We start from the raw sequence: 24,871 nt of genomic DNA on the forward strand, positions 1-24,871 counted from the left end.
CCGCGCGGCGAACACCGGCGAGGACTCCAGCAGCCCCGCACCCATCCCCACCCACTGCGTCCCCTGACCCGGGAACACCAGAGCCACCCGCCCGGTCTCCCCGGCCACGCCGTGCACTGCCGACCTTTCCAGGCGGGTCAGGAGTTCCTCCCGGTCGCCGGCCAGGACCACCGCGCGGTGGCCGAAGACGGTGCGGGTGCCTGCGAGGGTGTGGGCGACGTCGAGGAGGTCCAGCTCCGGGGTGTGCTCGACGTGGGCGCTGAGCCGGGCGGCCTGGTCGCGCAGGCCCTCGCCGGTGTGGCCGGAGACGACCACCGGGACGACCGGCGGCCGCCCCCGTACGGCCTGGGCCTGGGCTGCGGCCGGGGCCTCCTCCAGCACCAGGTGGGCGTTGGTACCGCCCATGCCGAACGAGGACACGCCGGCGAGCCGGCTGCGGCCCTCGGGTTCGGTCCACGGCTCCAGCGCGGTCTGGACGCGCAGGTTCAACGCGTCGAGCGGGATGTCCGGGTGCGCGGTCTCGTAGTTGAGGCTCGGCGGGAGCTCGCCCTCGCGGACGGCGAGGGCGGCCTTCAGGAAGCCGACGAGGCCCGCCGCGCCCTCGAGGTGGCCGACGTTGGTCTTGGCGGAGCCGACGGCGAGCGGCGACCCGGCGAGCGGCGACCCGGCCCGCGCCGCGCCGAGGACGGCTCCGAGGGCGGCGGCCTCGACGGGGTCGCCGGCGCGGGTGCCGGTGCCGTGGAGTTCGACGAGCCCGACCCGCGCCGGGTCGGCGCCGGCCCGCTCGTAGGCCTCGCGCAGGACGGCCTCCTGGGCCGCCCGGTCGGGGGTGGTCAGGCTCGGGCCGCCGCCGTCGTTGTTGACGGCCCCGCCCCTGATGACGCAGTGGACGCGGTCGCCGTCGGCGAGGGCCCGGGCGAGCGGCTTGAGGACGACGGCCGCGCCGCCCTCGCCGCGTACGTAGCCGTTCGCGCGGGCGTCGAAGGTGTGGCAGCGGCCGTCCGGGGAGAGGGCCCCCATGAGTTCCATCAGGGTGGTGCTGTCCTCGGTGAGGATCAGGTTGACCCCGCCGACGACGGCCAGGTCGGTCTCCCCGCGCCGCAGGCTCTCGCAGGCCAGCTGGACGGCGACGAGGGAGGAGGACTGGGCGGTGTCGACGGCCATGCTGGGGCCGCGCAGTCCGAGGAAGTGGGAGAGCCGGTTCGCGGCCATCGCCCGGTGGCGGCCGGCGGCACTGTGGCCGCCCGCGCCGCCGGCGCGGCCCGCGAGGGTGGCGTAGTCGTCGGAGGCGATGCCGACGTACACGCCGGTGCGGGTGCCGGAGAGCCGGGCGGGGAGGATTCCCGCGTCTTCCAGGGCCTCCCAGCCGAGTTCGAGGACCAGGCGCTGCTGCGGGTCGGTGGCGGCGGCCTGCGCAGCGGTCATCCCGAAGAATTCGGCGTCGAAGTCGCCGTGGTTCTCCAGGGCGGCGCGCCAGGTGCCGTCCTCCTGCCGGGAGACGGAATTCCGGCCGCTCCTCAGGAGCTGCCAGAATTCCTCGGGCGTGGCCGCACCGGGCAGTCTGCAGGCGAGCCCGACGACGGCTATGCCGTTATCACCAACGTACTGCTCACCCGTCTTGGGGGTCATCGATTCTCCATGGCCAGAGATGAAATGCGATATTCCCGGTCACGGAAATTCGCGAAAAGTCGGCGGGCGGTCACCAGGTGACCGGGAGCTCCACGAGGCCGCGTACCAGCATTCCCTCGTGCCAGGCCAGGTCCTCCTGGGGGACGGCGAGGCGCAGTGCGGGGAGCCGGGTGGTGAGGGCTTCGATCGCGCACTGGAGTTCGGCGCGGGCCAGCGGGGCGCCGAGGCAGAAGTGGGGGCCCTGGCCGAAGGCGAGGTGGGGGTTGGCGGCGCGGTCCAGGACGAGGGAGTCGGGGTCCTCGAAGACGTCCTCGTCGCGGTTGGCGGAGGCGAGGGAGTAGACGACGGCCTCGCCGGCGCGGATGGTGACGCCGCCGATCTCGACGTCCTCGGTGGCGACGCGGCTGGGGCCGACGCTGGACCACAGGGGGACGATCCGCAGGAGTTCCTCGACGGCGGAGGGCACCAGTGCGGGCCGGGCGCAGAGTTCCTCCCAGCGGGCGCGGTCGCCGCCGAGCAGCAGGGCGATCTGGCCGGCGAGCTGTCCGGCGGTGGTCTCGTGGCCGCCGATGAGCATGCCGCCGACCAGCATGAGCAGTTCGTCGCCGCTGAGCTGTTCGCCTTCGTCCTGGGCTTCGATCAGGGCGCTGAGCAGGTCGTTCTCGGGCCGTTCGCGGCGCTTGGCGACGTAGCCGCGCAGGTAGTCGGCGTACTCCTCGGCGGCCGCGGCGACCTCTTCCTCGGTGTGGCGGCTGGCCGACATGAGGGCTTCGGTGAAGGCGCGGAAGATGTGCCGGTCGTCGTGGGGGATGCCGAGCATCTCGCAGATGACGGCGGTGGGCAGCGGCAGGGCGAGTCGCTGGACGAGGTCGGCGGGGCCGCCGTCGGCGACGAGCCCGTCGATCAGCCCGTGGGTGATCTCGGCGATGCGGGGGCGCAGTTCGGCGACGCGGCGGGCGGTGAAGGCGCGGGAGACCAGGCGGCGCAGCCGGGCGTGGTCCGCGGGCGGCATGCCCATGAGGCCGACGGAGTCGAGGGCACGGGGCGCGGCGCGGGGGACGTCCCGGTCGGCGCCTGCGTGCATGCTCAGGCGGGGGTCGGCGGAGGCCTTCTTGACGTCCGCGTGGCGGGTGAGGAGCCAGGCTTCGCCGCCGTAGGGCATGCGGACCCGCACGACCGGCTCGGTCTTCCGGAGTTCGGCGTAGGCCGGGTCGAGTGCGAGGTCGACGCGGTCACCGAAGGGATAGGTCCGGACGGCTCCTGCGGCGGCATGAGGGCAGTTCATGGCTGGATCTCCTCTGAAGCACGGGCCCTGTCACCCAACAACAGTGCGGTGGGCGTGCCGCGAGGGGGCCGGTGACTATGTCAACTAACGCGGAATTCCCGCGGAAACTCCAGGGGGAATTGAGTGACGGTCCACGGTGATTTTAGTGGGGCCCGGCAGGGCCGTGGGGCGGCCGGAGAGCGGACGGACACTATGTCAACTCCGTACTTGCGCCCGGACTGCCGGTGCACTTAATTTCCATTGCATCGTTTCAAGATTCGAAAGGCTGCCTCGATGGCGCATATCGCCTTTTTCATCCTCCCTGCGGCGGGTCATGTGAATCCGACGCTGTCGGTCGCCCGGGAGCTGGTGGCGCGCGGCCACCGGGTCAGCTACGCCCTGTCGGAGAACTACGGCGAGCGCGTGCTCGCGACGGGTGCGGAGTTCCTTCCGTACCCGATGGACCAGGACGAGTTCCTGGACACGATGGTGCCGCAGCAGGACTCCGCGTCGTACACCGACCAGCAGGAGTTCCTGAACATGATGAAGTGGATGCTGGCGCTGACGCAGCAGACGCTTCCGTCGTTCGAGGCGCACTTCGGGGCCCCGGAGAACCGTCCCGACGTGTTCGTGTGCGACCCGTCGTCGTTCTGGAGCGGGCACATCCTGGCGGCGAAGTGGGGGATCCCGGTCATCCGGAGCACGCCCACGTACGTGGCGAACGAGCACTGGTCGCTGCACCCGCCGGTGGACACGGCCGAGGAGCAGCAGGAGGACCCGGAGACGGGCGAGCTGTTCGGGGTCGTGGCGGGGCTGCTGGCGGAGCACGGGGTGGAGAAGGGCATCGGCGAGTTCGCCGACGACGTCCACTCGGGGCCCGCGCTGGTCTACCTGCCGCGGGCGTTCCAGTACGCGGGCGACACCTTCGGCGAGGAGGTCAACTTCGTCGGGCCGTGCACGAGCGCGAACAGCTTCCACGGCGACTGGGAGGCCCCGCGGACGGGCCGGCCGCTGGCGCTGATCTCGCTGGGCACCCTGTACAACAAGCAGCCGTCGTTCTTCCGCGCCTGTGTGGACGCCTTCGCGGACCTCGACTGGGACGTGGTGATCGCGCACGCGGGCGGGGTGGCCGAGGGCGAGCTGGGCGAGGTGCCGGAGCACATCCGGGTGCACCGGTTCGTGCCGCAGGGCGAAGTGCTGGAGCACGCGACCCTGATGATCAACCACGGCGGTACGAGCACCGTGCTCCAGGCCGTCTCCGAGGGCGTGCCGGTGATCTCGGTGCCGCAGATGGCGGAGCTGCACGCGACCGCCACGCGCGTCGAGCAGCTGGGCGTGGGCGCCAAGATCCTGCGCAAGGACGTCTCGCCGGAGCTGATCCGGGAGACCGTGCTGGCCGTCGCCGACGACGAGGGCGTCCGGGCCGCCGTGGCGCGGCTGCGCGGGGAGATCGAGTCCGCGGGCGGTCCCGCCGCGGCCGCCGACGCGATCGAGGGGCTGCTGGCCCCCGTCGCCGCCGGTGCCTGACCGGGCCGCTGCGCGCGGCCCCCGCCGCCCTCCCCGACTCCTGCCGAAACCGAGCTGAGGAAAGCCGACATGACGACACAGACCACCGAGGCCGCCGCGGCCGAGGACGCCGCCGCCCTGGAGGCCGTGGCCGAGGACGGGGCGCAGGCCCCCGAGGAGCCCCCGCACCCGCTGGCGCAGCCGGCGGAGGCGAACGCCGCCCAGCTGCTGGAGTGGTTCAAGAAGGCCCGGGCCGAGGCACCGGTCTTCTACGACTCGACGCGCTACGCCTGGCAGGTGTTCTCGTACGAGGACTACAACACCGTCTCCACCAACCCGCTCGTCTTCTCCTCGGACTTCTCGCCGGTCTTCCCGGTGCCGGAGGAGCTGGCGCTGCTGATGGGTCCGGGCACCTTCGGCGGCATCGACCCGCCGAAGCACGGTCCGCTGCGCCGACTGGTCGGCCAGGCGTTCACCCCGCGCCGGATGGCGGCGCTGGAGCCCCGCATCGAGGAGATCACCAAGGAGCTCCTCGCCGGGCTCGCCGACCGGACCGACATCGACGTGGTCACGGACCTGGCGTACCCGCTGCCGGTGACGGTGATCGCCGAGCTGCTGGGCGTGCCGGCCGCCGACCAGGACCTCTTCCGCGAGTGGGTCGACGTCATCCTCAACAACGAGGGCATGGAGTACCCGAACCTCCCGGACGACTTCGCGGAGACGATGGGCCCGGCCATCAAGGAGTGGGCGGCGTACCTGTACGCGAAGATCGCCGAGAAGCGGGCGGAGCCGACGGACGACCTGATGAGCGGGCTCATCGAGTCCGAGGTGGAGGGCCGCCGGCTCACCGACGAGGAGATCGTCAACATCGTGGCGCTGCTGCTGACGGCGGGCCACATCTCCAGCGCCACCCTGCTGAGCAACCTGTTCATCGTGCTGGACGAGCACCCCGGGGTCCAGGCGGAGCTGCGCGCCGACCGGTCGCTGATCCCGGCGGCGGTGGAGGAGACCCTGCGCTACCGCAGCCCGTTCAACAACATCTTCCGGCTGCTGACGCAGGACACCGACATCCTGGGCGTGCCGATGAAGGCCGGCCAGATGGTGACGGCGTGGAGCGCGTCCGCGAACCGTGACGAGACGCAGTTCCCGGACCCGGACACCTTCGACGTCCACCGGTCCGCGAACAAGCACATGGCGTTCGGCCACGGCATCCACCACTGCCTCGGGGCGTTCCTGGCCCGGATCGAGGCGAAGGTGTTCCTGAACCTGGCCTTCGACGCCTTCGAGTCGTTCACGGTCCACCACGACAAGGCGGAGTTCTACGAGGCCGACCAGCTGACCGCCCGTCACCTGCCGGTCTCCGTCGTCCGCCCGGCCGCCGGCCGGGACGGGAGCTGAGGCCGTAGCCGGGGCGGGACGGTTCGTACCAGGGCAACCAGGGAGCGCGATCGTATGGCGGTGGGCATCACCACGGAAGCGAAGGTGGGCAGGGTCAAGCCCTGCGCCTTCATCGACTTGGAGCAGCACAACGACGAGCGCGGCAAGCTGTCCGTCGTCGAGTCCGGATGGACGGCGGGCTTCCCGATCAGACGGGTGTACTACCTGCACGACCTGGATGTCGGATCGTCCCGCGGCGGCCATGCGCACCGGGCGCTGGAGCAGCTGATCATCGCCGTGCACGGGAGCTTCACCATCACCGTGGACGACGGGGTCAACCAGGCGGAGTACGAGCTCAGCGACGCCGGCCGGGGCCTGTACGTCGGGCCGATGGTGTGGCGGGACCTGAGCAACTTCTCGGAGGGCGCGGTCAGCCTCGTCCTGGCGTCGCTGCACTACGACGAGGCGGACTACTACCGCGACTACGACGAGTTCCTGGCCGACGCTCGAAAGGGGTGGCTGTGACGACGGCGACCGCCGCGGCCCGCGTGCCCTTCCACGACCTGCGGGACCTGCACGCCCTGGACGGCCTCCAGGAGGAGCTGGACGCGGCGGTGCTGCGGGTGACGCGCTCCGGCCGCTATCTGCTGGGGCCCGAACTGGAGGCCTTCGAGGAGGAGTTCGCCGGCTACTGCGGCAACGACCACTGCGTCGGGGTCGGCAGCGGGCTGGACGCCCTGGAGCTGACGCTGCGCGCACTGGGCGTCGGCGCGGGCGACGAGGTGATCGTCCCCGGGCACACCTTCGTCGCGACCTGGCTCGCGGTGTCCGCGACGGGCGCCCGGCCGGTTCCGGTGGAGCCGGAGGCGGACTCGTACCTGATCGACCCGGCCGGGGTCGAGGCCGCGATCACCCCGCGGACCCGGGCGGTGATGCCGGTGCACACCTACGGGCACCCAGTGGACCTGGACGCGCTGGACGCCGTGACCGCCCCCCGGGGCATCGCGGTCGTCGAGGACGCCGCCCAGGCGCACGGGGCCCGGTACCGGGGCCGGCGCATCGGCTCCCGGTACGCGGCGGCGTTCAGCTTCTACCCGGGCAAGAACCTGGGGGCCCTGGGCGACGCCGGGGCCGTGGTCACCTCGGACGGCGGGCTCGCGGACCGGATCCGGCTGCTGCGCAACTACGGCTCCCGGGTGAAGTACCGGCACGAGGAGCAGGGCACCAACTCCCGCCTCGACGAGATCCAGGCGGCGGCCCTGCGGGTCAAGCTGCCCCGGCTCGACGCCTGGAACGCCCGCCGCCGCGCGGTCGCCGACGCCTACGCCGAGGGCCTCGCCGGCCTGCCGGGGATCACCGTGCCCGGGGTGCGGGGCTGGGCGGAGCCGGTGTGGCACCAGTACGTGATCCGCTGCGCCGGCCGGGACCGGCTGCGCGCCGCGCTGACGGACGCCGGGGTGGAGAACCTGGTCCACTACCCGGTCGCCGTCCACCGGTCCCCCGCCTACGCCGGTACGGCGCACGGCCCGCTGCCCCTCTCCGAGCGGCTGGCCGCCGAGGTGCTGAGCCTGCCCATGGGGCCGCAGCTGACCGCGAAGGATGTGGAGACCGTCATCTCGGCGGTCCGTGAGGCCACGGAGAGCAGTCATGATTGAGGTTCCGACCCTTCCGGGCGTCGCCACGCTCGGCGGCCACGGGTCCCGCCGCCCGCTCAAGGGCATCGTCCTCGCGGGCGGCAGCGGCACCCGGCTGCGCCCGCTGACCGGGACGCTGTCCAAGCAGCTCCTGCCGGTCTACGACAAGCCGATGATCTACTACCCGCTGTCGGTGCTGATGCTGGCCGGGATCCGCGAGATCCAGATCATCTCGGCCAAGAACCACCTGGAGATGTTCCGTTCGCTCCTCGGCGACGGCTCCCAGCTGGGCCTGGAGCTGACGTACGCGGAGCAGGACGAGCCGCGCGGGATCGCGGAGGCCTTCCTGATCGGCGAGGAGCACATCGGCGACAGCCCGGTGGCGCTGATCCTCGGCGACAACGTCTTCCACGGCCCCGGTTTCTCCACCCTGATCCAGCAGGCGGCCCGCCGCCTGGACGGCGCGGAGCTGTTCGGCTACCCGGTGCAGGACCCCGAGCGCTACGGCGTGGGCGAACTGGACTCCGAGGGGCGCCTGGTCTCGCTCGTGGAGAAGCCGGCGGTGCCCCGCTCCAACCTGGCCGTGACGGGCCTGTACCTGTACGGCAACGACGTCGTGGAGATCGCGAAGGGGCTGACCCCGTCACCGCGCGGCGAGCTGGAGATCACCGACGTCAACCGCGTGTACATGGCGCAGGGCCGGGCCCGGCTCAACGAGCTGGGGCGCGGCTTCGCCTGGCTGGACATGGGCACGCACGACTCGCTGCTCCAGGCCGGCCAGTACGTGCAGCTGCTGGAGCAGCGGCAGGGCGAACGGATCGCCTGCGTGGAGGAGATCGCCCTGCGGATGGGGTTCATCAGCCACGAGCAGTGCTTCGCGCTCGGCCGCGAGCTGGGCGACTCCAGCTACGGCAACTACGTGCGCCAGCTCGCCGGGCGGGCCGCGCGCAGCGAGCGGGCCGACACCCCGGCCGCCTGAGCAACCGTCCCCCCTTTTTCCAGAAAGGCCCTTCGCGATGCGCGTCCTGGTGACCGGAGGTGCGGGCTTCATCGGCTCGCACTTCGTCAGAGAGCTGCTGTCCGGTGCCTACCCGGACCTCGGCGAGGGCGAGGTGGTGGTGCTGGACGCCCTCACCTACGCGGGGAACCCCGCCAACCTGGACCCGGTGGCCGGGCACCCGCGGCTGGAGTTCGTCCACGGCGACATCTGCGACGCCGCGCTGGTGGCGGAGCTGATGGCGGGCACCGGCCTGGTGGTGCACTTCGCCGCCGAGTCGCACGTGGACCGGTCGATCGCCGACGCGTCGGCGTTCGTACGGACCAACGTGCTCGGCACGCAGACGCTGCTCCAGGCGGCGGTGGACGCCGGGGTGGGCCGGTTCGTGCACGTCTCCACCGACGAGGTGTACGGGTCGATCCCCGAGGGCTCCTGGCCCGAGGAGCACCCGCTGCAGCCCAACTCCCCGTACGCGGCGTCCAAGGCGGCCTCCGACCTGCTGGCGCTGGCCTTCCACCGCACGCACGGGCTGGAGGTGTGCGTGACGCGCTGCTCCAACAACTACGGGCCGTACCAGTTCCCGGAGAAGGTGGTCCCGCTGTTCACCACCAACCTGGTGGACGGTCTCGGCGTCCCGCTGTACGGGGACGGCGGCAACAGCCGCGACTGGCTGCACGTGGACGACCACTGCCGGGGCATCGCGCTGGTCGCGGTGAAGGGGCGGCCGGGCGAGGTGTACAACATCGGCGGCGGCACCGAGCTGACCAACGCGGAGCTGACCGGGCGGCTGCTGGAGCTGTGCGGGCGGGACGCCTCGGCCGTACGGAGGGTCGCGGACCGGGCCGGCCACGACCGCCGCTACTCGGTGGACATCGCGAAGATCTCCGCCGAGCTCGGGTACGCCCCGCGCGTGCCCTTCGAGCAGGGGCTGGCCGACACGGTCGCCTGGTACCGGGAGAACCGCGCCTGGTGGGAGCCGCTGAAGGCCGCCCCTGCGGCCGCCGGGACGGGCGGGGGTGGCGCGCGTGCGGATCGTTGAGACGGAGCTGCCCGGCGCGTACCGGATCTTCCCGCAGCGGTACGAGGACGAGCGCGGCCACTTCTACGAGACGGCCCGGTACAGCCGGCTGACCGAGGAGACGGGCCTGCCGTTCACGGTCCGCCAGGTCAACAGCTCCGTGTCCCGCCGGGGCACCCTGCGCGGCATCCACGTCGGGGACGTGCCCGGCGACGCGAGCAAGCTGGTCACCTGCGTGCGCGGCTCGGTCCTCGACTTCATGGTCGACCTGCGGGTGGGGTCCCCCACCTTCGGCCGGTACGCGATGACCCGGCTCGACGCCGGGGACGGCGTCTCCCTGTACCTGCCCGGCAGCATCGGGCACGCCTTCCTCGCCCTGGAGGACGGCTCCTGCGTCACCTACCTGCTGTCCGCCGAGTACGTGCCGGGGGCGATGGTCGACCTCGACGCGCTGGACCCGGAACTGGCCCTGCCGTGGGGGCTCACCGGGCCGCCCGTCCGCTCCCCGAAGGACGCGGCGGCGCCCCCGCTCGCCGAGGTCCTGGCGTCCGGCCGGCTGCCCCGCTACGCCCCCGCCGCACCGCCGCACCCGCGCACCGTGCCGCACTCCTGACGCCAGACCCGCCCGAGGAGCTGATCCGCCCGTGACCACGCCCACCGCCACACGCGCCCCGGCGCCCGTCTCCGACGCGTGGCTGCGCCGCTTCCGCCCGCTCCAGGCCGCGGCCGTGCGGCTGGTGTGCTTCCCCCACGCCGGTGGCTCGGCCAGCTCCTACCTCACGCTCGCCTCCTCCCTGGCGCCGCTGGGCGTCGAGGTGCTGGCCGTGCAGTACCCGGGCCGCCAGGAGCGTCGCGCGGAGCCCTTCGCCCGGAGCGTCGAGGAGCTCGTGGAGGCGCTGCTGCCGGAGCTGCGGCAGTGGACCGGCCGGCCGTTCGCCCTGTTCGGGCACAGCCTGGGCGCCACCCTCGCCTTCGAGACGGCCCGCCGGCTCGCCGGGCTCGGGGAGCGGCCCGTCCACCTGTTCCTCTCGGGCCGCCGGGCACCGACCGTGCCGCGCCGCGACACCGGGCACCTGCTGGACGACCACGCCCTGATCTCGATGATCGCCCGCCTGCAGGGCACCGAGCCGGCGGTCCTCCGGGACGAGGAGCTGCTGCGGATGGTGCTGCCCGCCCTGCGCAGCGACTACGAGCTGGCCGGCGCGTACCGGTACCGGCCGGGGGAGGCCCTGCGGACACCGGTGACGGTGCTGACCGGCGACCGCGACCCGAACGTGCCCGTACGGGACGCCTGCCGCTGGTCGGAGGTGGCGGCCGGCCCGTTCGGGGTGTGCGTGCTGCCCGGCGGGCACTTCTTCCTCAACGAGCGCCCGGACGAGGTCCGCGCCGTCATCGAGGGGGCCCTGGCCGATGCCCTCTGAGACCACCGCCGCACCCCGGGCGGCCGCGGCCGCCGACCGGGCGGACACCGCCCGCCGCGTCCTGCTGTCGGCCCGTACGCCCGACAGCCCGGTCATGCCGGTCGACGGTGTGCCGGGCTGGCTGGCCCGGCAGGCCCGGGCGGGCGACTTCCGGGTGACCCCGGTCCCGTTCGCCGAGCTGCGCGGCTGGTACTTCGAGGAGGGCACCGGCAACCTGCGGCACGAGTCGGGCCGGTTCTTCTCCGTGGAGGGCCTCCACGTGCACGCCGACGGCCTGCCCGCGCGGGGCTGGAAGCAGCCGATCATCGTGCAGCCGGAGATCGGCCTGCTGGGCATCGTCGCGCGCGAGATCGACGGCGTGCTCCACTTCCTGATGCAGGCCAAGATGGAGCCGGGCAACGTCAACACGCTCCAGCTCTCCCCGACCGTGCAGGCCACCCGCAGCAACTTCACCGGAGTGCACCGGGGGCGCGGGATCCCGTACCTGGACCTGTTCCTGGAGCGCGGACGGGCCCGGGTGCTCGTCGACGCCCTCCAGTCCGAGCAGGCCGACTGGTTCCTCGCCAAACGCAACCGCAACATGGTGGTGGAGGTCGACGAGGACGTCGAGACGGGCCCGGACTTCCGCTGGCTGACCCTCGGCCAGCTGCTGCGGCTGCTGCGCCTGGACAACGTGGTCAACATGGACACCCGCTCGATCCTCGCCTGCCTGCCCACCGCCGGCGCCTCGGACGGGGACGGCCCCGCCACGCCGGTGCTGCGCTCCTTCCACGACGCGTCGGCGCCCGCCCGGCACACCCCCGCGGAGATCCTCAGCTGGCTGACCGGGATCCGCGCCCGGCGGGAACTGGTCCAGCGGCGGGTCCCGCTGGACGAGGTGGCCGAGGACGGCTGGCTGCGCACCGCGCGCGAGATCGGCCACACCGGCGGCCGCCGCTTCCGGGTCATCGGCGCCGACGTCTCCGCCAGCAACCGCGAGGTGGCCTCCTGGAGCCAGCCGCTGATCCAGCCGCAGGTGCCGGGACTGATGGCGCTGGTGGTCAAGCCCGTCGGCGGCGTCCTGCACGCCCTCGTGCAGGCCCGCGTGGACGTCGGCCACCTCAACGTCGCCGAGCTCGCCCCGACCGTGCACTGCCGGCCGGCCGACCACACCGGGCCGGGCCGCGAGCCGTTCCCGCCGTTCCTCGCGGACGTGCTGGCGGCGCCCGCCGGCCGGGTCCGCTACGACGCGGTGCAGTCCGAGGAGGGCGGCCGCTTCCACCACGCCGAGAACCGGTACGTGATCGTCGAGGCCGGCGAGGACTTCGGCGAGGAGCTGCCCGAGGACTTCGCCTGGCTGACCTTCGCCCAGCTCACCGAACTGCTGGCGTACGGCAACCACCTCGACGTCGAGCTGCGCACGCTCGTCGTCTGCGCCCACACCCTGTACTGAACGCCCCCGCCCGGCCCGCAGCCGCGCACCCCGCACCCCCGAGGACGCCCATGCCCGCACCCCTGCGCCTCGGCCTGCTCGGCTGCGGCGACATCGCCGCCCGCCGCACCCTGCCCGCGCTGGCCCGTACCCCCGGAGCGGCGCTCGCCGCCGTCGCGGCCCGGGACCCCGCGCGGGCGGCCGCGTTCGCGGCCCGATTCGGCGGGGAGCCCGCCGCCTCGTACGAGGAGCTGCTGGCCCGCCCCGACGTCGACGCCGTCTACGTGTGCCTGCCCACGATGCTGCACGCCCAGTGGGCCGAGCGGGCGCTGGAGGCCGGCAAGCACGTCCTCGTGGAGAAGCCCCTGGCGACGAACGGGGCGGACGCGCGGCGGCTGTTCGCACTCGCCGGGCGGAGGGGGCTGGTGCTGCTGGAGAACTTCATGTTCCTCCACCACGCCACCCAGCGGACGGTCGCCGGGCTGCTCGGCTCGGGCGTCCTCGGCACCGTCCGCGCGGTGTCCGCCGCCTTCACCATCCCGCCCCGCCCGGAGGGCGACACCCGTTACGACGCCGCGCTGGGCGGCGGCGCCCTCCTCGACAACGGGGTCTACCCGCTGCGCGCCGCCCTCCGCCTCCTCGGCACCGACCTCACGGTGGCCGGGGCGGTGCTGCGCGAGGACGGACGTCGCGGCGTCGACCTGTCGGGCTCCGCCCTGCTCGCCGCGCCCGACGGGGCGACCGCGCAGGTGCGGTGGGGGATGGAGCACCACTACCGGTCCTGGTACGAGGTCCAGGGCAGCGCCGGCGCCCTGTCCGTCGAGCACGTGTACACGACGGCGCCCGACCACTCCCCCGTCGTCCTCCTGCGGACCGGCACGGAGGTCACGGAGCTGCGCGTGCCGGCCGAGGACCACTTCGAGGCCGTCCTCGCCTTCTTCGCCGCCGCCGTCGCCTCCCCCGCCCCGACGCGGCCCGGCCTGCCGCTGCTCGACGCGGAGTCGAGGCGGCAGGCCGGGCTGCTGGACGAGGTCCGGGGGGCGGCGCTGCGCGTCAGCGCGTGAGGGCGAGGCCGCCCTCCAGCTCCAGGTGCGAGCCCTGGAACCCGCGGCGCATCCGCCGGTCGTGGGTGACGGTGACCACGGCGCCGGTGTACTGGGCCAGGGCCTCCTCCATCTCCTCCACCAGCAGCGGCGACAGGTGGTTCGTCGGCTCGTCGAGCAGCAGCAGGTCCACCGGGCGGGTCACCAGGCGGGCCACGTCGATGCGGCGGCGCTGGCCCACCGACAGGGAGCCCACCGGCAGTTCCAGTTCCGACGCGCGGAACAGGCCCAGGGACAGGAGCTGTTCGGCGTACTCGTCGGGGTGGCCCGGGCGGCCCTCGGCGAACTCGGCGAGGACCGAGCGGCGGGGGTGCTTGGGCGTCTCGTCCTGGCGCAGCCAGCCGATGTGCGCGGCCCGGCGGACGGTGCCCCGGTCGGGTTCGATGTCCCCGGCCAGGACGCGCAGCAGGGTGCTCTTGCCGGCGCCGTTCGGCCCGGTGATCAGCAGCCGTTCGCCCGGCGCGATCGACAGGGCGTCGATCGTCAGCCGGCCGGCCACCTCGACGTCGGCGAGCTCGGTCAGCGGACCCCGCTCCTGCTCCGGGGCCGGGTCCTCGCCGAGGGCGAGGGAGGCGGTGAAGCGCAGCGGTTCGGGCGGCGGCGGGACGGGGTTCTCGTGCAGCCGGCGCAGCCGCTCGTTGGCGTTGCGGGCCTTGCTGGACGTGGACGAGGAGGAGGAGCGGGCCCGGTGGTGCTCGGAGCCGCTGAAGGCCCAGGGGCCCTTCTTGGCGATCGTGGCGAGCATCCGGCCGGCGTTCTCGGCGAGCTTCTCCTGGCGTGCGATCTCCTGGAGGTGGTCCTCGTACTCCTGTTCCCAGCGGGCGCGGGCGGCGGCCTTGGCGGTGAGGTAGCCCTGGTAGCCGTTCCCGTACCGGTTGACGGTGTGGGTGTCGGGGTCCACCTCCAGGATGGTGGAGGTCACCGCCTCCAGGAAGGCCCGGTCGTGCGTGATGACGACGACGGTCCCGCGGTGGTCCTGGAGCCGCTTCTCCAGCCAGTCCACGGCCTGGTCGTCCAGGTCGTTGGTCGGCTCGTCGAGGAGCAGCAGCTCGGGGGCGGCGGCCAGGGTGGCGGCCAGGGCGAGGCGGGAGCGCTCGCCGCCGGACAGGGTGTCGACGGCCCGGTCGCGGTCCAGGTGGGGCAGGCCCAGGCCGTGCAGGGCGGCGTCGGCACGGGCGTCGGCCTCGTAGCCGCCGCGCGCCTCGAACTCGGCGAGCAGGTCCCCGTACTCCTCCAGGAGCCGCGGGTCGTCGTCGACGAGGGCGTCCTCCGCCGCGTGGAGGCGGCGCTCCACGTCCCGCAGGTCCGCGAACGCCTGGTCCAGGACGTCGCGGACGGTGGCCCCGGCGGGCAGCTCCAGGCGCTGCGGGAGGTGGCCGACGCCGCCGGGGGCGGTGACGGTCAGCTCGCCGTTGTCGGCTTCCTCCACCCCGGCGATCAGCCGCAGGAGGGTGGACTTGCCCGAGCCGTTGTCGCCGATGACGCCCGCCTTCTCACCGGGTTTGACCGTCAGCGACACCCGGTCCAGCACGACGTGGTCGTCATAGCGTTTGGTGACCTCGTCCAGCGTGAGCTGGGAGTGCACCCGGGACGCGGTGGGTGAGGACATTCGCATGGACATGCTCCTGGTCGTGCGGTCGGTGCGGTCTCGACGTTGTCCCGCCGTACTGGAGTCCGGCTGGAACGCGGCTCGATCCCCGGTCAGGCGGCGGTGGCGGGGGCCTCGGGGAGCGCTTCGTACAGGCCCTGCTCGCGGGTGGCGAGGACGGCGAGCTCCCGGGCCAGCTCGCGGAAGCCCTCGCTGGACACGGCGGCGCGGTGGGCCGCCGTGTCCTCCCAGACGGAGAGTTCCACGAAGAAGTTGGCGGTGCCGACCAGGCGCAGGGTCTGGTGGCTGACGCATCCGGGCTGGGCGCTGACGAAGCGGGTCAGGCGGCTCTTGGCGTCGAGGAAGCGGACGAGGTCGCCGTGGACGTTCAGCTTGTTGACGTAGGTCACCATGACGGGCGCTCCTTCGTGGGTCGGTCGCGGGAAGGGTGGGCGTGGCGGTCAGACGGTCGCCTCGGCGGCCGCGCGGGTACGGACGCTGCGGCGCAGCGTGCCCCGTACCGGCTTGCCGACGGGGGTGCGCGGGACGGCGTCGATGGCCTCGACGCGCCGGATGCGCTCGTAGGGCGCGAGGCGCTCGTTGGCGCGCGCGGCGATCTGTTCCAGCACGGGTGCGGGGTCGGCCCCCTCGGCGTCCTGGTCGCGCAGGACGATCCCGGCCCAGGTGACGGCCCCGTGTACGGCGTCGGGCCAGCCGACGACCGCGCACTCGGCGACCCGGGGGTCGCAGCCGAGGACCCGCTCGACGGCGCTGGGCGAGACGAGTTCCCCGTCGTGGAGGAAGACGTCCCCGAGCCGGTCGACGAGGAACAGCTCCCCGCCCGGGCCGATCCGGCCGACGTCGCCGGTGGAGAACCAGCCGTCGGGGCCGGCGGGGGGCTCGTCGCGGCCGAGGTAGCCGGCCATCAGCTGGGGGCCGCGCACCTGCACCTCGCCGCTCTCCCCGGGAGCCAGGGGGACGCCGGTGTCGGGGTGGACGACGCGGCATCCGGTGCCGGCCACGGGGGCGCCGACCGAGCCGGTGCCGGTGGGGTCGTCGGGGCGCTGGCAGTGGGTGAGCGGGGAGAGCTCGGTCATGCCGTAGCCCTGGACGACGGGGACCCCGAGCCGTTCGGCGAGGGTGCGGGCGGCGGCCGGGTCCAGGGCGCTGCCGCCCGACAGGACGGCGGTCAGCCGGGGGCCGGCGGGCAGGCCCGGCAGGGGGCCGCCGCCGCGCAGCCGCTCGTCGGCGGCCAGGCGGTGGAGGCGGGCGGGCAGCGCGTAGTAGTGGGTGACGCCGGCCCGTTCGGCGAGGGCGAAGGAGGCGAGCGGGTCGGGGTCGGGGCACAGGACCTGGCAGGCGCCCGCGTAGACGGCCGAGTTGAGGTGCATCGGCTGGTACAGCGGCAGGTGGACGAGGGTGGTGGAGTCCTCGTCGAGGCGGTGGGCGAGGGCCGTCTGGAGGGCGTTGGCGACCAGGTTGCGGTGGGTCAGCCGGACGCCCTTGGGGCTGGCGGTGGTGCCGGTCGTGAACTGAACGCAGGCCTCGGCGTCGAGGTCGACGGTGACGGCCGGGCGCGGGGCGGTGGACCCGGCGGCCGGGGCGACGGCGTCGAGGAGGAGGTCCAGAGGGACGGCGGCATCGGGCAGGGGGCCGTCGTCGGCCCCGGTGACCAGGACCAGGGACAGGCTCTCCGGCCGGTCGGGCAGCGCGCACAGCGTCTCGGCGACGGCCCGCGGTGCGAAGGCCAGCTCGGCGCCGGCCGCGGCGAGCACCTTCGCCGTCCGGGCGGGCGAGAGCAGCGGGTTGAGGACGACGACGGTGTTCCCGCTGCGGACGGTGGCGTAGTAGGCGGCGGCGAACTCGGCGTCGAGGGTGTTGACGACGGCCACGCGGGCGCCGCGGCGGCCCACCGAGCACTCCAGGTAGGCCGCGATCCGGTCGGCGCGGGCGTCGAGCTCGCCGAAGGTGAGCGTCCGGGAGCCGACGCGCAGGGCCGGGGCCCCGGGGGCGCGCAGGGCCGCACGGCGCAGCAGTCCGTCCAGTGGCAGGTGCGGCAGTCGCGGCAGTTCCGGAAGGTCGGGTGTCGGCACGGGTCTGCTCCCCTCTGCGCTGCGTCCTGGCGGGCGGCAGGGCCTTCCCACCGTCCATGCCCGCGCTCGGAACTCGGTCAGGAACCGCTCGAATACGGCTTGATCCTCTTGCGCCCGGCGGCGGTCAGGGCCCCGGCGAGGTCGCGGCCGGTGGCGGCGACCGCGACCGGTGGCCGGCTCCAGCCGTGGGCGGCGACCCGCCGGGCGACCTCGTGCGCGAGGCCCTCCACCTCCGGGTACCCGCCGAGCACGACGGGCACCCCGGCGGCCAGGGCGGGGGCCAGCGCGGTCAGGGCGGCCGTGGCGCCCGGAGCCACGGACAGCAGGGCCCGCCTTCCGCGCCCGCGCCGCGCGAGGCCGTCGTAGCAGTCCTCGGGCGCGCCGGGCGGGCGCAGCAGGCAGACCAGCCCGCTGTCGGGGGCGGCGGCCGGGCGCAGGGTGCGGGGCGCGGGGTCGGGGCGCGGGGCGGCCAGGGGCACGGGGATCCCGTCGAGCGCCCGCAGCGCCTCGGCGACGGTGGTGCCGGGGCCGGCCTCGGCCGGGAGGTGGTGCAGCAGGCGGGTGGTCTGCCAGAGGATCTCGTGGGCGTCGCCGTCGGCGATCCGGGTCCGGTCGTGGACGAGCGTCAGCAGCAGCCCGCCGTCCGCGTCGTGCCGGGCGGTGAGCGCCAGCGGCGTCCCGGTGTATGCCTCCCAGGCCTCCACCGGACCGGCGTCGGACGCGCCGGCGTCGGACGCGCCGGCGTCGGACGCGCCGGCGTCGGACGCGCCGGCCGACTCGCGGTCGGCTCCCGCCGCCTGTGGGAACGGCACCGCCGGGTCCGCGGGCGCCCGGGGTTCCTGCGGCGGGAGGAACGTCAGCACGGATGCGGTGAGCGGCTCGTACGGGTCGCGGCCCGACCAGCGGTGCACCTGCCCGGCCGAGACCCACTCGTACGCGGCGAGGTCGACGGCCCGGCCGGTGAGGTCCGCGAGCAGCGCGGACAGGGTGGCTCCGGGGCGGACCTCCACGGCCACGGGGAGCGCGCCCAGGAGCGGGCCGGGCAGCCGGTCGGCCCCGTCGAGGGGGATGCCCCGGCCGGACACGGCGGCGGCGAAGGCCACCGGCAGCGGGCCGGGCCCGCCGTGCGCGCGGTACAGGAGCAGCGTCCACACGGCCTGGAGGGCGGTGCTCTCGGCGGCGCCCCGGGCGGCGGCCCAGGCGCGCAGCCGGGCCGCTTCCGCCGGGGTGAGCCGCTGCCGGGTCCGGCCGTGCCCGCGCTGGTGCGTGGGGCGGCCGCGGTCGCCGGCCGGGAGGGTGGCGGAGCCCGCGGGCGGGGCGGCGTCCGCCCAGTAGGCGCGGGCGGGGGCCGGGTCCCGGGAGCCGATCCACTGGAGGTGGTCGCGCAGGTCGGGCCGGCGTTCGCCGCCCCGGGGGCGGCCAGGGGCGGCGTGGACGCGGTGGAAGGAGCGGACGAGGTGGTCCGCGCCCGCCGGGTCGAGGAAGGCCCGGTGGTAGGTGAGCAGGACCCGGGTCGAGCCGTCGGACTCCTCCAGGAGGGCGATCCGCAGCGGGTCGGGCCGGGTCAGATCGAACTCGCGCATCCGCTCGGCGGCGAGCAGGGCCTCCCACGTGGCGCCGCCCGCGCGGTGGCGGACGATCAGCGGGCCGGCGGCCGGGTGGACGGCGAAGCCGGGCAGGCCGGGTCCGGGCGGGGCCGGGGCGAGCGCGGTGCGCAGGACCGCCTCCTGGTCGGTGACGGTCTGCCAGGCGCGGGTGAACCGCTCGGCGTCGAAGGGCCCGTGCAGGCGCCAGTGCAGCTGCCCGGTGTGCAGGCCCCGGCCCGGGTGGGTGAGTCCGTCGAGGAGGACGTCGACCTGGAGCGGGGCGGCGGGGTGGACCCGCGGCCGGGGTGCGGCGAGGGCCCGCGCCGCCGGGGCCGGGCGGGGGCCGTCGCCGGGGCGGCCGGTCACCGCCTCGCGCTCAGGGTCGGGACGGCGGTCTCGGCGTGCCGGCGGGCGAGGTGCAGGATGCGGGTGCAGGTGCCGCCCAGGCTGCGGCGTACGTGGTCGCGGGCCTGGGCGAGGTCGGCGCCCGGGCCGAGGACCGGCTCGATGTCCTCGGGGCGCAGCAGGACGCGGTGGCTGGCGACGGCGGTGACGCCGGTCTCGTCGGGGTCCACCGACCATTCGCCGGTGTGCGCGGCGAGCAGCCGGGGGGTGCGGGTGCGCTTGTAGACGATCCGGCCGGCGTGGGGCAGGCAGACGCGTACGGACTCGCCGGTGTCGGCGGTGCCGTCGGCGGCGCGGGTGGCCAGGTCCAGCAGCTGGACGCCCGTGCGGTGTTCGGACACCTGTGCGCGGGTGATCTCGGGCAGGTGCAGGGGCCAGTCCTCGGCCCGGTACAGGAAGTCGTAGACGAGCTCGGGCGGTCCCTGGACGCGCACCGAGTCCTCGAAGGACAGCAGGAGGCCGTCCAGGGCGGACCACTGCTCGGCGGTCCGCTTCAGCTGCTCCAGTTCGGCGTGGCTGTTGCCGTCGGTGGCCTCGGCGAGCCACCGGGCTCCGGCCCGGTCGCCGTCGGCCACCGCGAACCGGTGGTGCAGGGTCAGGCGCGAGCGTCCGCCGCCCAGTTCGGCGACCTCCCAGCGCCCGCTCATGGCGGTGGCCGGGGGCGCCGGGACCTCCTGGTGGAAGTCGATGGTCCGCCGCACGGGGTCCAGGGAGCGCCGGGACACCCAGGACGTGACGGTCCCGCCGGCGGTGGCCCACATCCCGAAGCGGTCGTGGGTGCCGTCGAAGTCCAGCCGCTCCACGTGGATGCTGGGCGGGACGAACAGCGGCCACTGGGTCGTGTCCGCGAGCAGCGCGTAGACCACGCCCGCGGGGGCGGCCACGTCCACCGAGTACGACGTGTGCTGCACACGCTCACCTGACATCGGCTCACACCTCTCTGCCTCTGCCCACCAACTTCGCGCGGGCCGGCGGAGCTCCGCTCGAAGTGCCCTGGACCCCGGCTGTACGGGCCGTCCACGGGCTCTCGCGGGGCCGTCCGGGGACCGGCGGGCCTCAGAGCGAGGCTTCGGCCTGCGCCCGGTGGCGCAGTGCGCGGCGCAGGGCGCGCCGTTCGGGCTTCCCGGCCGGGGTGCGCGGCACGGCGCCGAGGACCTCGACGCGGCGGATCTGCTCGTGCGGGCCGAGCTGTTCGTTGGCCGTCTCCACGATCGAGTCGAGGACGTCGAGCAGGCCGGGCGCGGTCGGGTGGTGCAGGACGAGCCCGAGCCAGACGACGGCTCCGTGGACCGGGTCGGGCCAGCCGACGACGACGCAGTCGGCGACCCGGGGGTCGGCGGCGAGGACGGATTCGACGGCGGTGGGCGAGACGAGTTCGCCGTCGTACGAGAAGACGTCGTCGAGCCGGTCGACGAGGTGGAGCTCCCCGTCCGGGCCGATGCGGCCGACGTCCTGGGTGGCGAACCAGCCGTCCTCGTCGGTGTGCGGCCCGCTCTCGCCGAGGTAGCCGGCCATCAGCTGCGGCCCCCGCAGCTGCACCTCGCCGGTCTCGCCGGGGCCGAGCGGGGCACCGGTTGAGGGGTGGACGACGCGGCAGGCGGTGCCGGGGACGGGGGCGCCCACGGAACCGGAGCCGCCGGTGTCCTCGCCGGGGCGCTGGGAGTGGGTGAGCGGGGCGAACTCGACCAGGCCGTAGCCCTGGAGGACGGGGACGCCGAGCCGCTCGGTCAGCAGCCGGGCGTCCGCCGGGGCGAGGGCGCTGCCGCCGGAGAGGACGGCGGTGAGCCGGTCGAGGTCGGGCGGGGAGGGCAGGGGGAAGCCGGGGAGGTCCACGGCGCCGGGGAGCTCGGCGTGGCGCAGGTCGGCGGCGAGCTGGTGGAGCCGGGCGGGCAGGCTGTAGAGGTGGGTGGCGCCGGTGCGGGCGGCCAGGGCGAGGGCGGCGGCCGGGCGCGGGGCGGGGCACAGGACCTGGCAGGCGCCGGCGAGGACGGCCGAGTTGAGGTGCATCGGCTGGTAGAGCGGCAGGTGGTTGAGGGTGACCGAGCCGGAGTCGAGCCGGTGCGCGGCAGCCGTCTGGGCGGCGTTGGCGAGCAGGTTGCGGTGGGTCAGCAGGACGCCCTTGGGCCGGCCGGTCGTGCCGGTGGTGAACTGTACGCACACCACGGTGTCGGGGTCCGCGGGGGCGTCCGGGCGGGGGCCGGTGCGCGGGGCTCCGTCCAGGGCCACGGCCAGGGGCAGGGCGTCGGCGGGCACGATCCCGTCGGGGGCGTCGGTGACGACGATCGCGCGCAGCAGCGGCAGCCGGTCGGCGGTCTTGACGAGCAGCTCGGCGGCGGCGGTGGGCACGAAGGCGATCTCCACCCCGGCCACCTCGCACATGCGGCGCAGTCCCGCCGCCCGGACCAGGGGGTTGAGGAGGACGACGGTGTTGCCGCTGCGGACGGTGCCGTAGTAGGCGGCGACGAACTCCTCGTCGAGGGTGTTGGCGACCCCGACGCGGGCCCCGCGCCGGCCGAGGGCGTGCTCCAGGTAGGCGGCGTAGCGGTCGGCACGGGCGTCGAGCTCGGCGAACGTCCGCGTTCCGTGGGGGGTGCGGACCGCGCAGGCGGCGGGGTCGCGTTCCGCGGCCCGGCGCAGCAGTCCGTCGAGCGGGAGTTCCCTGCGGCGCAGCGGTTGCGGGCGGCTGGGGCTGAGGCTGTAGATCGGCACGGCGCGTCCTCCTGAGCGGGCTGATCCCTGATCCCGACGCATCACGGTCCGCACATCCGGTTGAGGCCGCTTCGAAGGGAACTCGATCCCGCCGCTCTCGACCGTTCCTCCGGTGGCCTTCGACCGCCGGGGCGGAGCCTGCCTGCACGCGCGTCGGTGGCCCGCCCGCACGCCCCGGCCCCGCCGCATCCGTACCGTCGCAAGGGAACCCACGTGGACGAGATCGTCAAGGCCCTGCTCTCCGAGGACGCCCGGCCGGCCGACTTCGCGGCGCTGCCGCTGCCGGAGTCGTACCGGGGCAGCGTGGTGCGCCGGGACGAGACGGACATGTTCGCGGGGATCCCCTCGGCGCAGAAGGACCCGCGCAAGTCCCTGCACCTCCAGGAGGTGCCGACGCCGGAGCCGGGACCGGGCGAGGCGCTGGTCGCGGTGATGGCGAGCGCGATCAACTACAACACCGTCTGGAGCTCGATCTTCGAGCCGCTGCCGACCTTCGGCTTCCTGGAGCGCTACGGCCGCCTCTCGGAGCTCACCCGCCGCCACGACCTCCCGTACCACGTGCTGGGCTCGGACCTGGCGGGCGTGGTGCTGCGCACCGGGCCCGGCGTGAACCGCTGGAGGGCGGGCGACCGGGTGGTCGCGCACTGCCTGTCGGTGGAGCTGGAGTCCGCGGACGGGCACGGGGACACGATGCTCGACCCGGAGCAGCGGATCTGGGGCTTCGAGACCAACTTCGGCGGTCTGGCGGAGCTCGCCCTCGTCAAGTCCAACCAGCTGATGCCCAAGCCCGAGCACCTGACCTGGGAGGAGGCGGCCTCCCCGGGCCTGGTCAACTCGACCGCCTACCGCCAGCTGGTCTCCCGCAACGGCGCCGGCATGAAGCAGGGCGACAACGTCCTGATCTGGGGCGCGAGCGGCGGCCTCGGCTCGTACGCGACGCAGCTGGCGCTGGCGGGCGGCGCCCACCCGGTCTGCGTCGTCTCCTCTCCGGAGAAGGCCGACATCTGCCGTGCGATGGGCGCCGAGGCGGTCATCGACCGCAGCGCCGAGGACTACCGGTTCTGGAAGGACGGGGAGAACCAGGACCCGCGTGAGTGGAAGCGCTTCGGGCGGCGCATCCGGGAGCTGACCGGCGGCGAGGACGTGGACATCGTCTTCGAGCACCCGGGCCGCGAGACCTTCGGCGCCAGCGTCTACGTCGCCCGCAAGGGCGGCACGATCGTCACCTGCGCCTCCACCTCGGGCTTCCGGCACGAGTACGACAACCGCTACCTGTGGATGTCCCTGAAGCGGATCATCGGCTCGCACTTCGCGAACTACCGCGAGGCCTGGGAGGCGAACCGCCTGGTCGTCAAGGGGAAGATCCATCCCACCCTCTCGAAGGTCTATCCGCTGGAGCAGACGGGCCAGGCGGCGTACGACGTCCACCGCAACCTGCACCACGGCAAGGTCGGCGTCCTCGCGCTGGCCCCGGAGGAGGGCCTGGGCGTCCGCGACCACGAGATGCGCGCCGAGCACCTGGGGGCGATCAACCGCTTCCGGCGCTGACGGCGTTAACGCCGTTAATGCCCGGGGGCGTGGCACGCGCCGAAACGGAACCCCGGTTTGCATGATCATGCATCATTCTGCATACTCATCCCATGTCTAAGGTCCTCACCTCCCTTCCCGTCGGCGAGCGCGTCGGCATCGCCTTCTCCGGCGGACTCGACACCTCCGTCGCGGTCGCGTGGATGCGCGACAAGGGCGCCGTCCCGTGCACCTACACCGCCGACATCGGCCAGTACGACGAGCCCGACATCGCCTCGGTGCCCGGGCGCGCCCAGGCCTACGGCGCCGAGATCGCGCGCCTGGTCGACTGCCGCGCGGCGCTGGTCGAGGAGGGCCTGGCCGCACTGACCTGCGGCGCGTTCCACATCCGCTCCGGCGGCCGCGCCTACTTCAACACCACCCCGCTCGGCCGCGCCGTCACCGGCACCCTGCTGGTCCGGGCGATGCTGGAGGACGACGTCCAGATCTGGGGCGACGGGTCGACCTTCAAAGGCAACGACATCGAGCGGTTCTACCGCTACGGCCTGCTCGCCAACCCGCACCTGCGGATCTACAAGCCCTGGCTGGACGCGGCCTTCGTGACCGAGCTCGGCGGCCGCAAGGAGATGTCGGAGTGGCTGCAGGCCCACGGCCTCCCCTACCGGGACAGCACGGAGAAGGCGTACTCCACCGACGCCAACATCTGGGGCGCCACGCACGAGGCCAAGACCCTGGAGCACCTGGACACGGGCCTGGAGACCGTCGAGCCGATCATGGGCGTCCGCTTCTGGGACCCCTCGGTCGAGATCGCCACCGAGGACGTGACCATCGGCTTCGAGCAGGGCCGCCCGGTCACGATCAACGGCAAGCAGTTCGCCTCCGCCGTCGACCTGGTCATGGAGGCCAACGCCATCGGCGGCCGGCACGGCATGGGCATGTCCGACCAGATCGAGAACCGGATCATCGAGGCGAAGAGCCGCGGCATCTACGAGGCGCCGGGCATGGCCCTGCTGCACGCCGCCTACGAGCGCCTGGTCAACGCCATCCACAACGAGGACACCCTCGCCCAGTACCACAACGAGGGCCGCCGCCTCGGCCGGCTGATGTACGAGGGCCGCTGGCTGGACCCGCAGGCCCTGATGGTCCGCGAGTCCCTCCAGCGCTGGGTCGGCGCGGCCGTCACCGGCGAGGTCACCCTGCGGCTGCGGCGCGGCGAGGACTACTCGATCCTCGACACCCGGGGGCCGGCGTTCAGCTACCACCCGGACAAGCTCTCCATGGAGCGCACCGAGGACTCGGCCTTCGGCCCGGTGGACCGCATCGGCCAGCTGACCATGCGCAACCTCGACATCGCCGACTCCCGCGCCAAGCTGGAGCAGTACGCGGTGCTCGGCCTGATCGGCAGCGGCAGCCCCGCCGTCGGCGCCGCGCAGGCGGCCGCGACCGGGCTGATCGGCACCATGCCGGAGATGCCCGAGGGCGGCGCCGAGGCCATCGCCTCGCGCGGCGAGGTCTCCGCCGACGAGGCGCTGCTGGACCGCGCCGCGATGGAGTCCGGCACCGACTAGCGGCACCCCTCCGTACGGCCCCGGCTGCCCGTCCG

General features: G+C 74.2%; 20 protein-coding genes. 12 read left to right on the plus strand and 8 right to left on the minus strand.

The window, feature by feature from the left end; genetic code table 11:
• Together AB0469_RS38585 and AB0469_RS38590 are read right to left on the minus strand one after the other, a co-directional pair.
• Positions 1 to 1,629 (minus strand): beta-ketoacyl synthase N-terminal-like domain-containing protein (locus AB0469_RS38585; RefSeq protein ID WP_366456275.1); only part of this gene is annotated, 1,629 nt, incomplete at its 3' end.
• A 70-nt stretch (positions 1,630 to 1,699) separates the two neighbouring features.
• A complete protein-coding gene (locus tag AB0469_RS38590) occupies positions 1,700 to 2,914 on the minus strand; it encodes a cytochrome P450 (RefSeq protein WP_366456276.1) in 1,215 nt (404 codons plus the stop codon).
• A gap of 273 nt (positions 2,915 to 3,187) precedes the next feature.
• Here AB0469_RS38590 and AB0469_RS38595 point away from each other — a divergent pair, with 273 nt between their 5' ends.
• From AB0469_RS38595 to AB0469_RS38640, 10 genes are all read left to right on the plus strand, one after another.
• Positions 3,188 to 4,420, plus strand: a complete 1,233-nt coding sequence (locus AB0469_RS38595; RefSeq protein ID WP_366456277.1) for a macrolide family glycosyltransferase — start codon at positions 3,188 to 3,190, stop codon at positions 4,418 to 4,420.
• Positions 4,421 to 4,489: 69 nt separating this feature from the next.
• Positions 4,490 to 5,797 carry a cytochrome P450 gene (locus AB0469_RS38600; RefSeq protein ID WP_366456278.1) on the plus strand — a complete coding sequence of 436 codons (1,308 nt, stop codon included), beginning with the start codon at positions 4,490 to 4,492 and terminating at the stop codon, positions 5,795 to 5,797.
• A 54-nt stretch (positions 5,798 to 5,851) separates the two neighbouring features.
• Entirely contained in the window at positions 5,852 to 6,301 is a 450-nt protein-coding gene (locus tag AB0469_RS38605; protein ID WP_052291064.1) for an FdtA/QdtA family cupin domain-containing protein, read from the plus strand.
• Positions 6,298 to 7,431 carry a DegT/DnrJ/EryC1/StrS family aminotransferase gene (locus AB0469_RS38610; RefSeq protein WP_366456279.1) on the plus strand — a complete coding sequence of 378 codons (1,134 nt, stop codon included), beginning with the start codon at positions 6,298 to 6,300 and terminating at the stop codon, positions 7,429 to 7,431. The genes AB0469_RS38605 and AB0469_RS38610 overlap by 4 nt, the downstream gene beginning before the upstream one ends.
• On the plus strand, positions 7,424 to 8,389 hold the full coding sequence (gene rfbA / locus AB0469_RS38615; RefSeq protein WP_366456280.1) for a glucose-1-phosphate thymidylyltransferase RfbA: 966 nt from the start codon (positions 7,424 to 7,426) through the stop codon (positions 8,387 to 8,389). Before AB0469_RS38610 ends, rfbA begins: the two co-directional genes overlap by 8 nt.
• Before the next feature lie 37 nt (positions 8,390 to 8,426).
• On the plus strand, positions 8,427 to 9,446 hold the full coding sequence (gene rfbB, locus AB0469_RS38620; RefSeq protein ID WP_366456281.1) for a dTDP-glucose 4,6-dehydratase: 1,020 nt from the start codon (positions 8,427 to 8,429) through the stop codon (positions 9,444 to 9,446).
• On the plus strand, positions 9,433 to 10,038 hold the full coding sequence (locus AB0469_RS38625) for a dTDP-4-dehydrorhamnose 3,5-epimerase family protein (RefSeq protein WP_366456282.1): 606 nt from the start codon (positions 9,433 to 9,435) through the stop codon (positions 10,036 to 10,038). Before rfbB ends, AB0469_RS38625 begins: the two co-directional genes overlap by 14 nt.
• 31 nt (positions 10,039 to 10,069) lie before the next feature.
• On the plus strand, positions 10,070 to 10,846 hold the full coding sequence (locus tag AB0469_RS38630; protein ID WP_366456283.1) for an alpha/beta fold hydrolase: 777 nt from the start codon (positions 10,070 to 10,072) through the stop codon (positions 10,844 to 10,846).
• On the plus strand, positions 10,836 to 12,278 hold the full coding sequence (locus tag AB0469_RS38635; protein ID WP_366456284.1) for an NDP-hexose 2,3-dehydratase family protein: 1,443 nt from the start codon (positions 10,836 to 10,838) through the stop codon (positions 12,276 to 12,278). Before AB0469_RS38630 ends, AB0469_RS38635 begins: the two co-directional genes overlap by 11 nt.
• 50 nt (positions 12,279 to 12,328) lie before the next feature.
• On the plus strand, positions 12,329 to 13,321 hold the full coding sequence (locus AB0469_RS38640) for a Gfo/Idh/MocA family oxidoreductase (protein ID WP_366456285.1): 993 nt from the start codon (positions 12,329 to 12,331) through the stop codon (positions 13,319 to 13,321).
• Here AB0469_RS38640 and abc-f read toward each other — a convergent pair.
• From abc-f to AB0469_RS38670, 6 genes are all read right to left on the minus strand, one after another.
• Positions 13,311 to 14,975, minus strand: a complete 1,665-nt coding sequence (gene abc-f / locus AB0469_RS38645; RefSeq protein ID WP_366456286.1) for a ribosomal protection-like ABC-F family protein — start codon at positions 14,973 to 14,975, stop codon at positions 13,311 to 13,313. The genes AB0469_RS38640 and abc-f overlap by 11 nt on opposite strands.
• A gap of 86 nt (positions 14,976 to 15,061) precedes the next feature.
• Complete coding sequence (locus AB0469_RS38650) at positions 15,062 to 15,361, minus strand: antibiotic biosynthesis monooxygenase family protein (protein ID WP_042811379.1); 300 nt, start codon at positions 15,359 to 15,361, stop codon at positions 15,062 to 15,064.
• A 48-nt stretch (positions 15,362 to 15,409) separates the two neighbouring features.
• Positions 15,410 to 17,041, minus strand: coding sequence for a class I adenylate-forming enzyme family protein (locus tag AB0469_RS38655; RefSeq protein WP_366456287.1), 1,632 nt, complete (start codon positions 17,039 to 17,041; stop codon positions 15,410 to 15,412).
• A gap of 77 nt (positions 17,042 to 17,118) precedes the next feature.
• Entirely contained in the window at positions 17,119 to 18,993 is a 1,875-nt protein-coding gene (locus AB0469_RS38660; protein WP_366456288.1) for a condensation domain-containing protein, read from the minus strand.
• A complete protein-coding gene (locus AB0469_RS38665; RefSeq protein ID WP_366456289.1) occupies positions 18,990 to 19,943 on the minus strand; it encodes an aromatase/cyclase in 954 nt (317 codons plus the stop codon). Before AB0469_RS38665 ends, AB0469_RS38660 begins: the two co-directional genes overlap by 4 nt.
• Before the next feature lie 145 nt (positions 19,944 to 20,088).
• Positions 20,089 to 21,741, minus strand: coding sequence for a class I adenylate-forming enzyme family protein (locus tag AB0469_RS38670; protein WP_366456290.1), 1,653 nt, complete (start codon positions 21,739 to 21,741; stop codon positions 20,089 to 20,091).
• A gap of 213 nt (positions 21,742 to 21,954) precedes the next feature.
• On the opposite strand from AB0469_RS38670, the gene ccrA reads away from it, so the two are divergent.
• Positions 21,955 to 23,289, plus strand: coding sequence for a crotonyl-CoA carboxylase/reductase (gene ccrA, locus AB0469_RS38675; RefSeq protein ID WP_366456291.1), 1,335 nt, complete (start codon positions 21,955 to 21,957; stop codon positions 23,287 to 23,289).
• Between the two features lie 92 nt (positions 23,290 to 23,381).
• Entirely contained in the window at positions 23,382 to 24,836 is a 1,455-nt protein-coding gene (gene argG, locus AB0469_RS38680; protein WP_366456292.1) for an argininosuccinate synthase, read from the plus strand.
• Positions 24,837 to 24,871 lie beyond the last annotated feature (35 nt).

This window comes from Streptomyces sp. NPDC093801 (assembly GCF_040701585.1).
In the GTDB taxonomy this organism is placed as follows: domain Bacteria; phylum Actinomycetota; class Actinomycetes; order Streptomycetales; family Streptomycetaceae; genus Streptomyces.

Coding starts and splice junctions, on each gene's coding strand:
- AB0469_RS38590 (WP_366456276.1), bottom strand. CDS start 2,914: ATGAACTGCCCTCATGCCGCCGCAGGAGCCGTCCGGACCTATCCCTTC.
- AB0469_RS38595 (WP_366456277.1), top strand. CDS start 3,188: ATGGCGCATATCGCCTTTTTCATCCTCCCTGCGGCGGGTCATGTGAAT.
- AB0469_RS38600 (WP_366456278.1), top strand. CDS start 4,490: ATGACGACACAGACCACCGAGGCCGCCGCGGCCGAGGACGCCGCCGCC.
- AB0469_RS38605 (WP_052291064.1), top strand. CDS start 5,852: ATGGCGGTGGGCATCACCACGGAAGCGAAGGTGGGCAGGGTCAAGCCC.
- rfbA (WP_366456280.1), top strand. CDS start 7,424: ATGATTGAGGTTCCGACCCTTCCGGGCGTCGCCACGCTCGGCGGCCAC.
- rfbB (WP_366456281.1), top strand. CDS start 8,427: ATGCGCGTCCTGGTGACCGGAGGTGCGGGCTTCATCGGCTCGCACTTC.
- AB0469_RS38635 (WP_366456284.1), top strand. CDS start 10,836: ATGCCCTCTGAGACCACCGCCGCACCCCGGGCGGCCGCGGCCGCCGAC.
- AB0469_RS38640 (WP_366456285.1), top strand. CDS start 12,329: ATGCCCGCACCCCTGCGCCTCGGCCTGCTCGGCTGCGGCGACATCGCC.
- abc-f (WP_366456286.1), bottom strand. CDS start 14,975: ATGCGAATGTCCTCACCCACCGCGTCCCGGGTGCACTCCCAGCTCACG.
- AB0469_RS38650 (WP_042811379.1), bottom strand. CDS start 15,361: ATGGTGACCTACGTCAACAAGCTGAACGTCCACGGCGACCTCGTCCGC.
- argG (WP_366456292.1), top strand. CDS start 23,382: ATGTCTAAGGTCCTCACCTCCCTTCCCGTCGGCGAGCGCGTCGGCATC.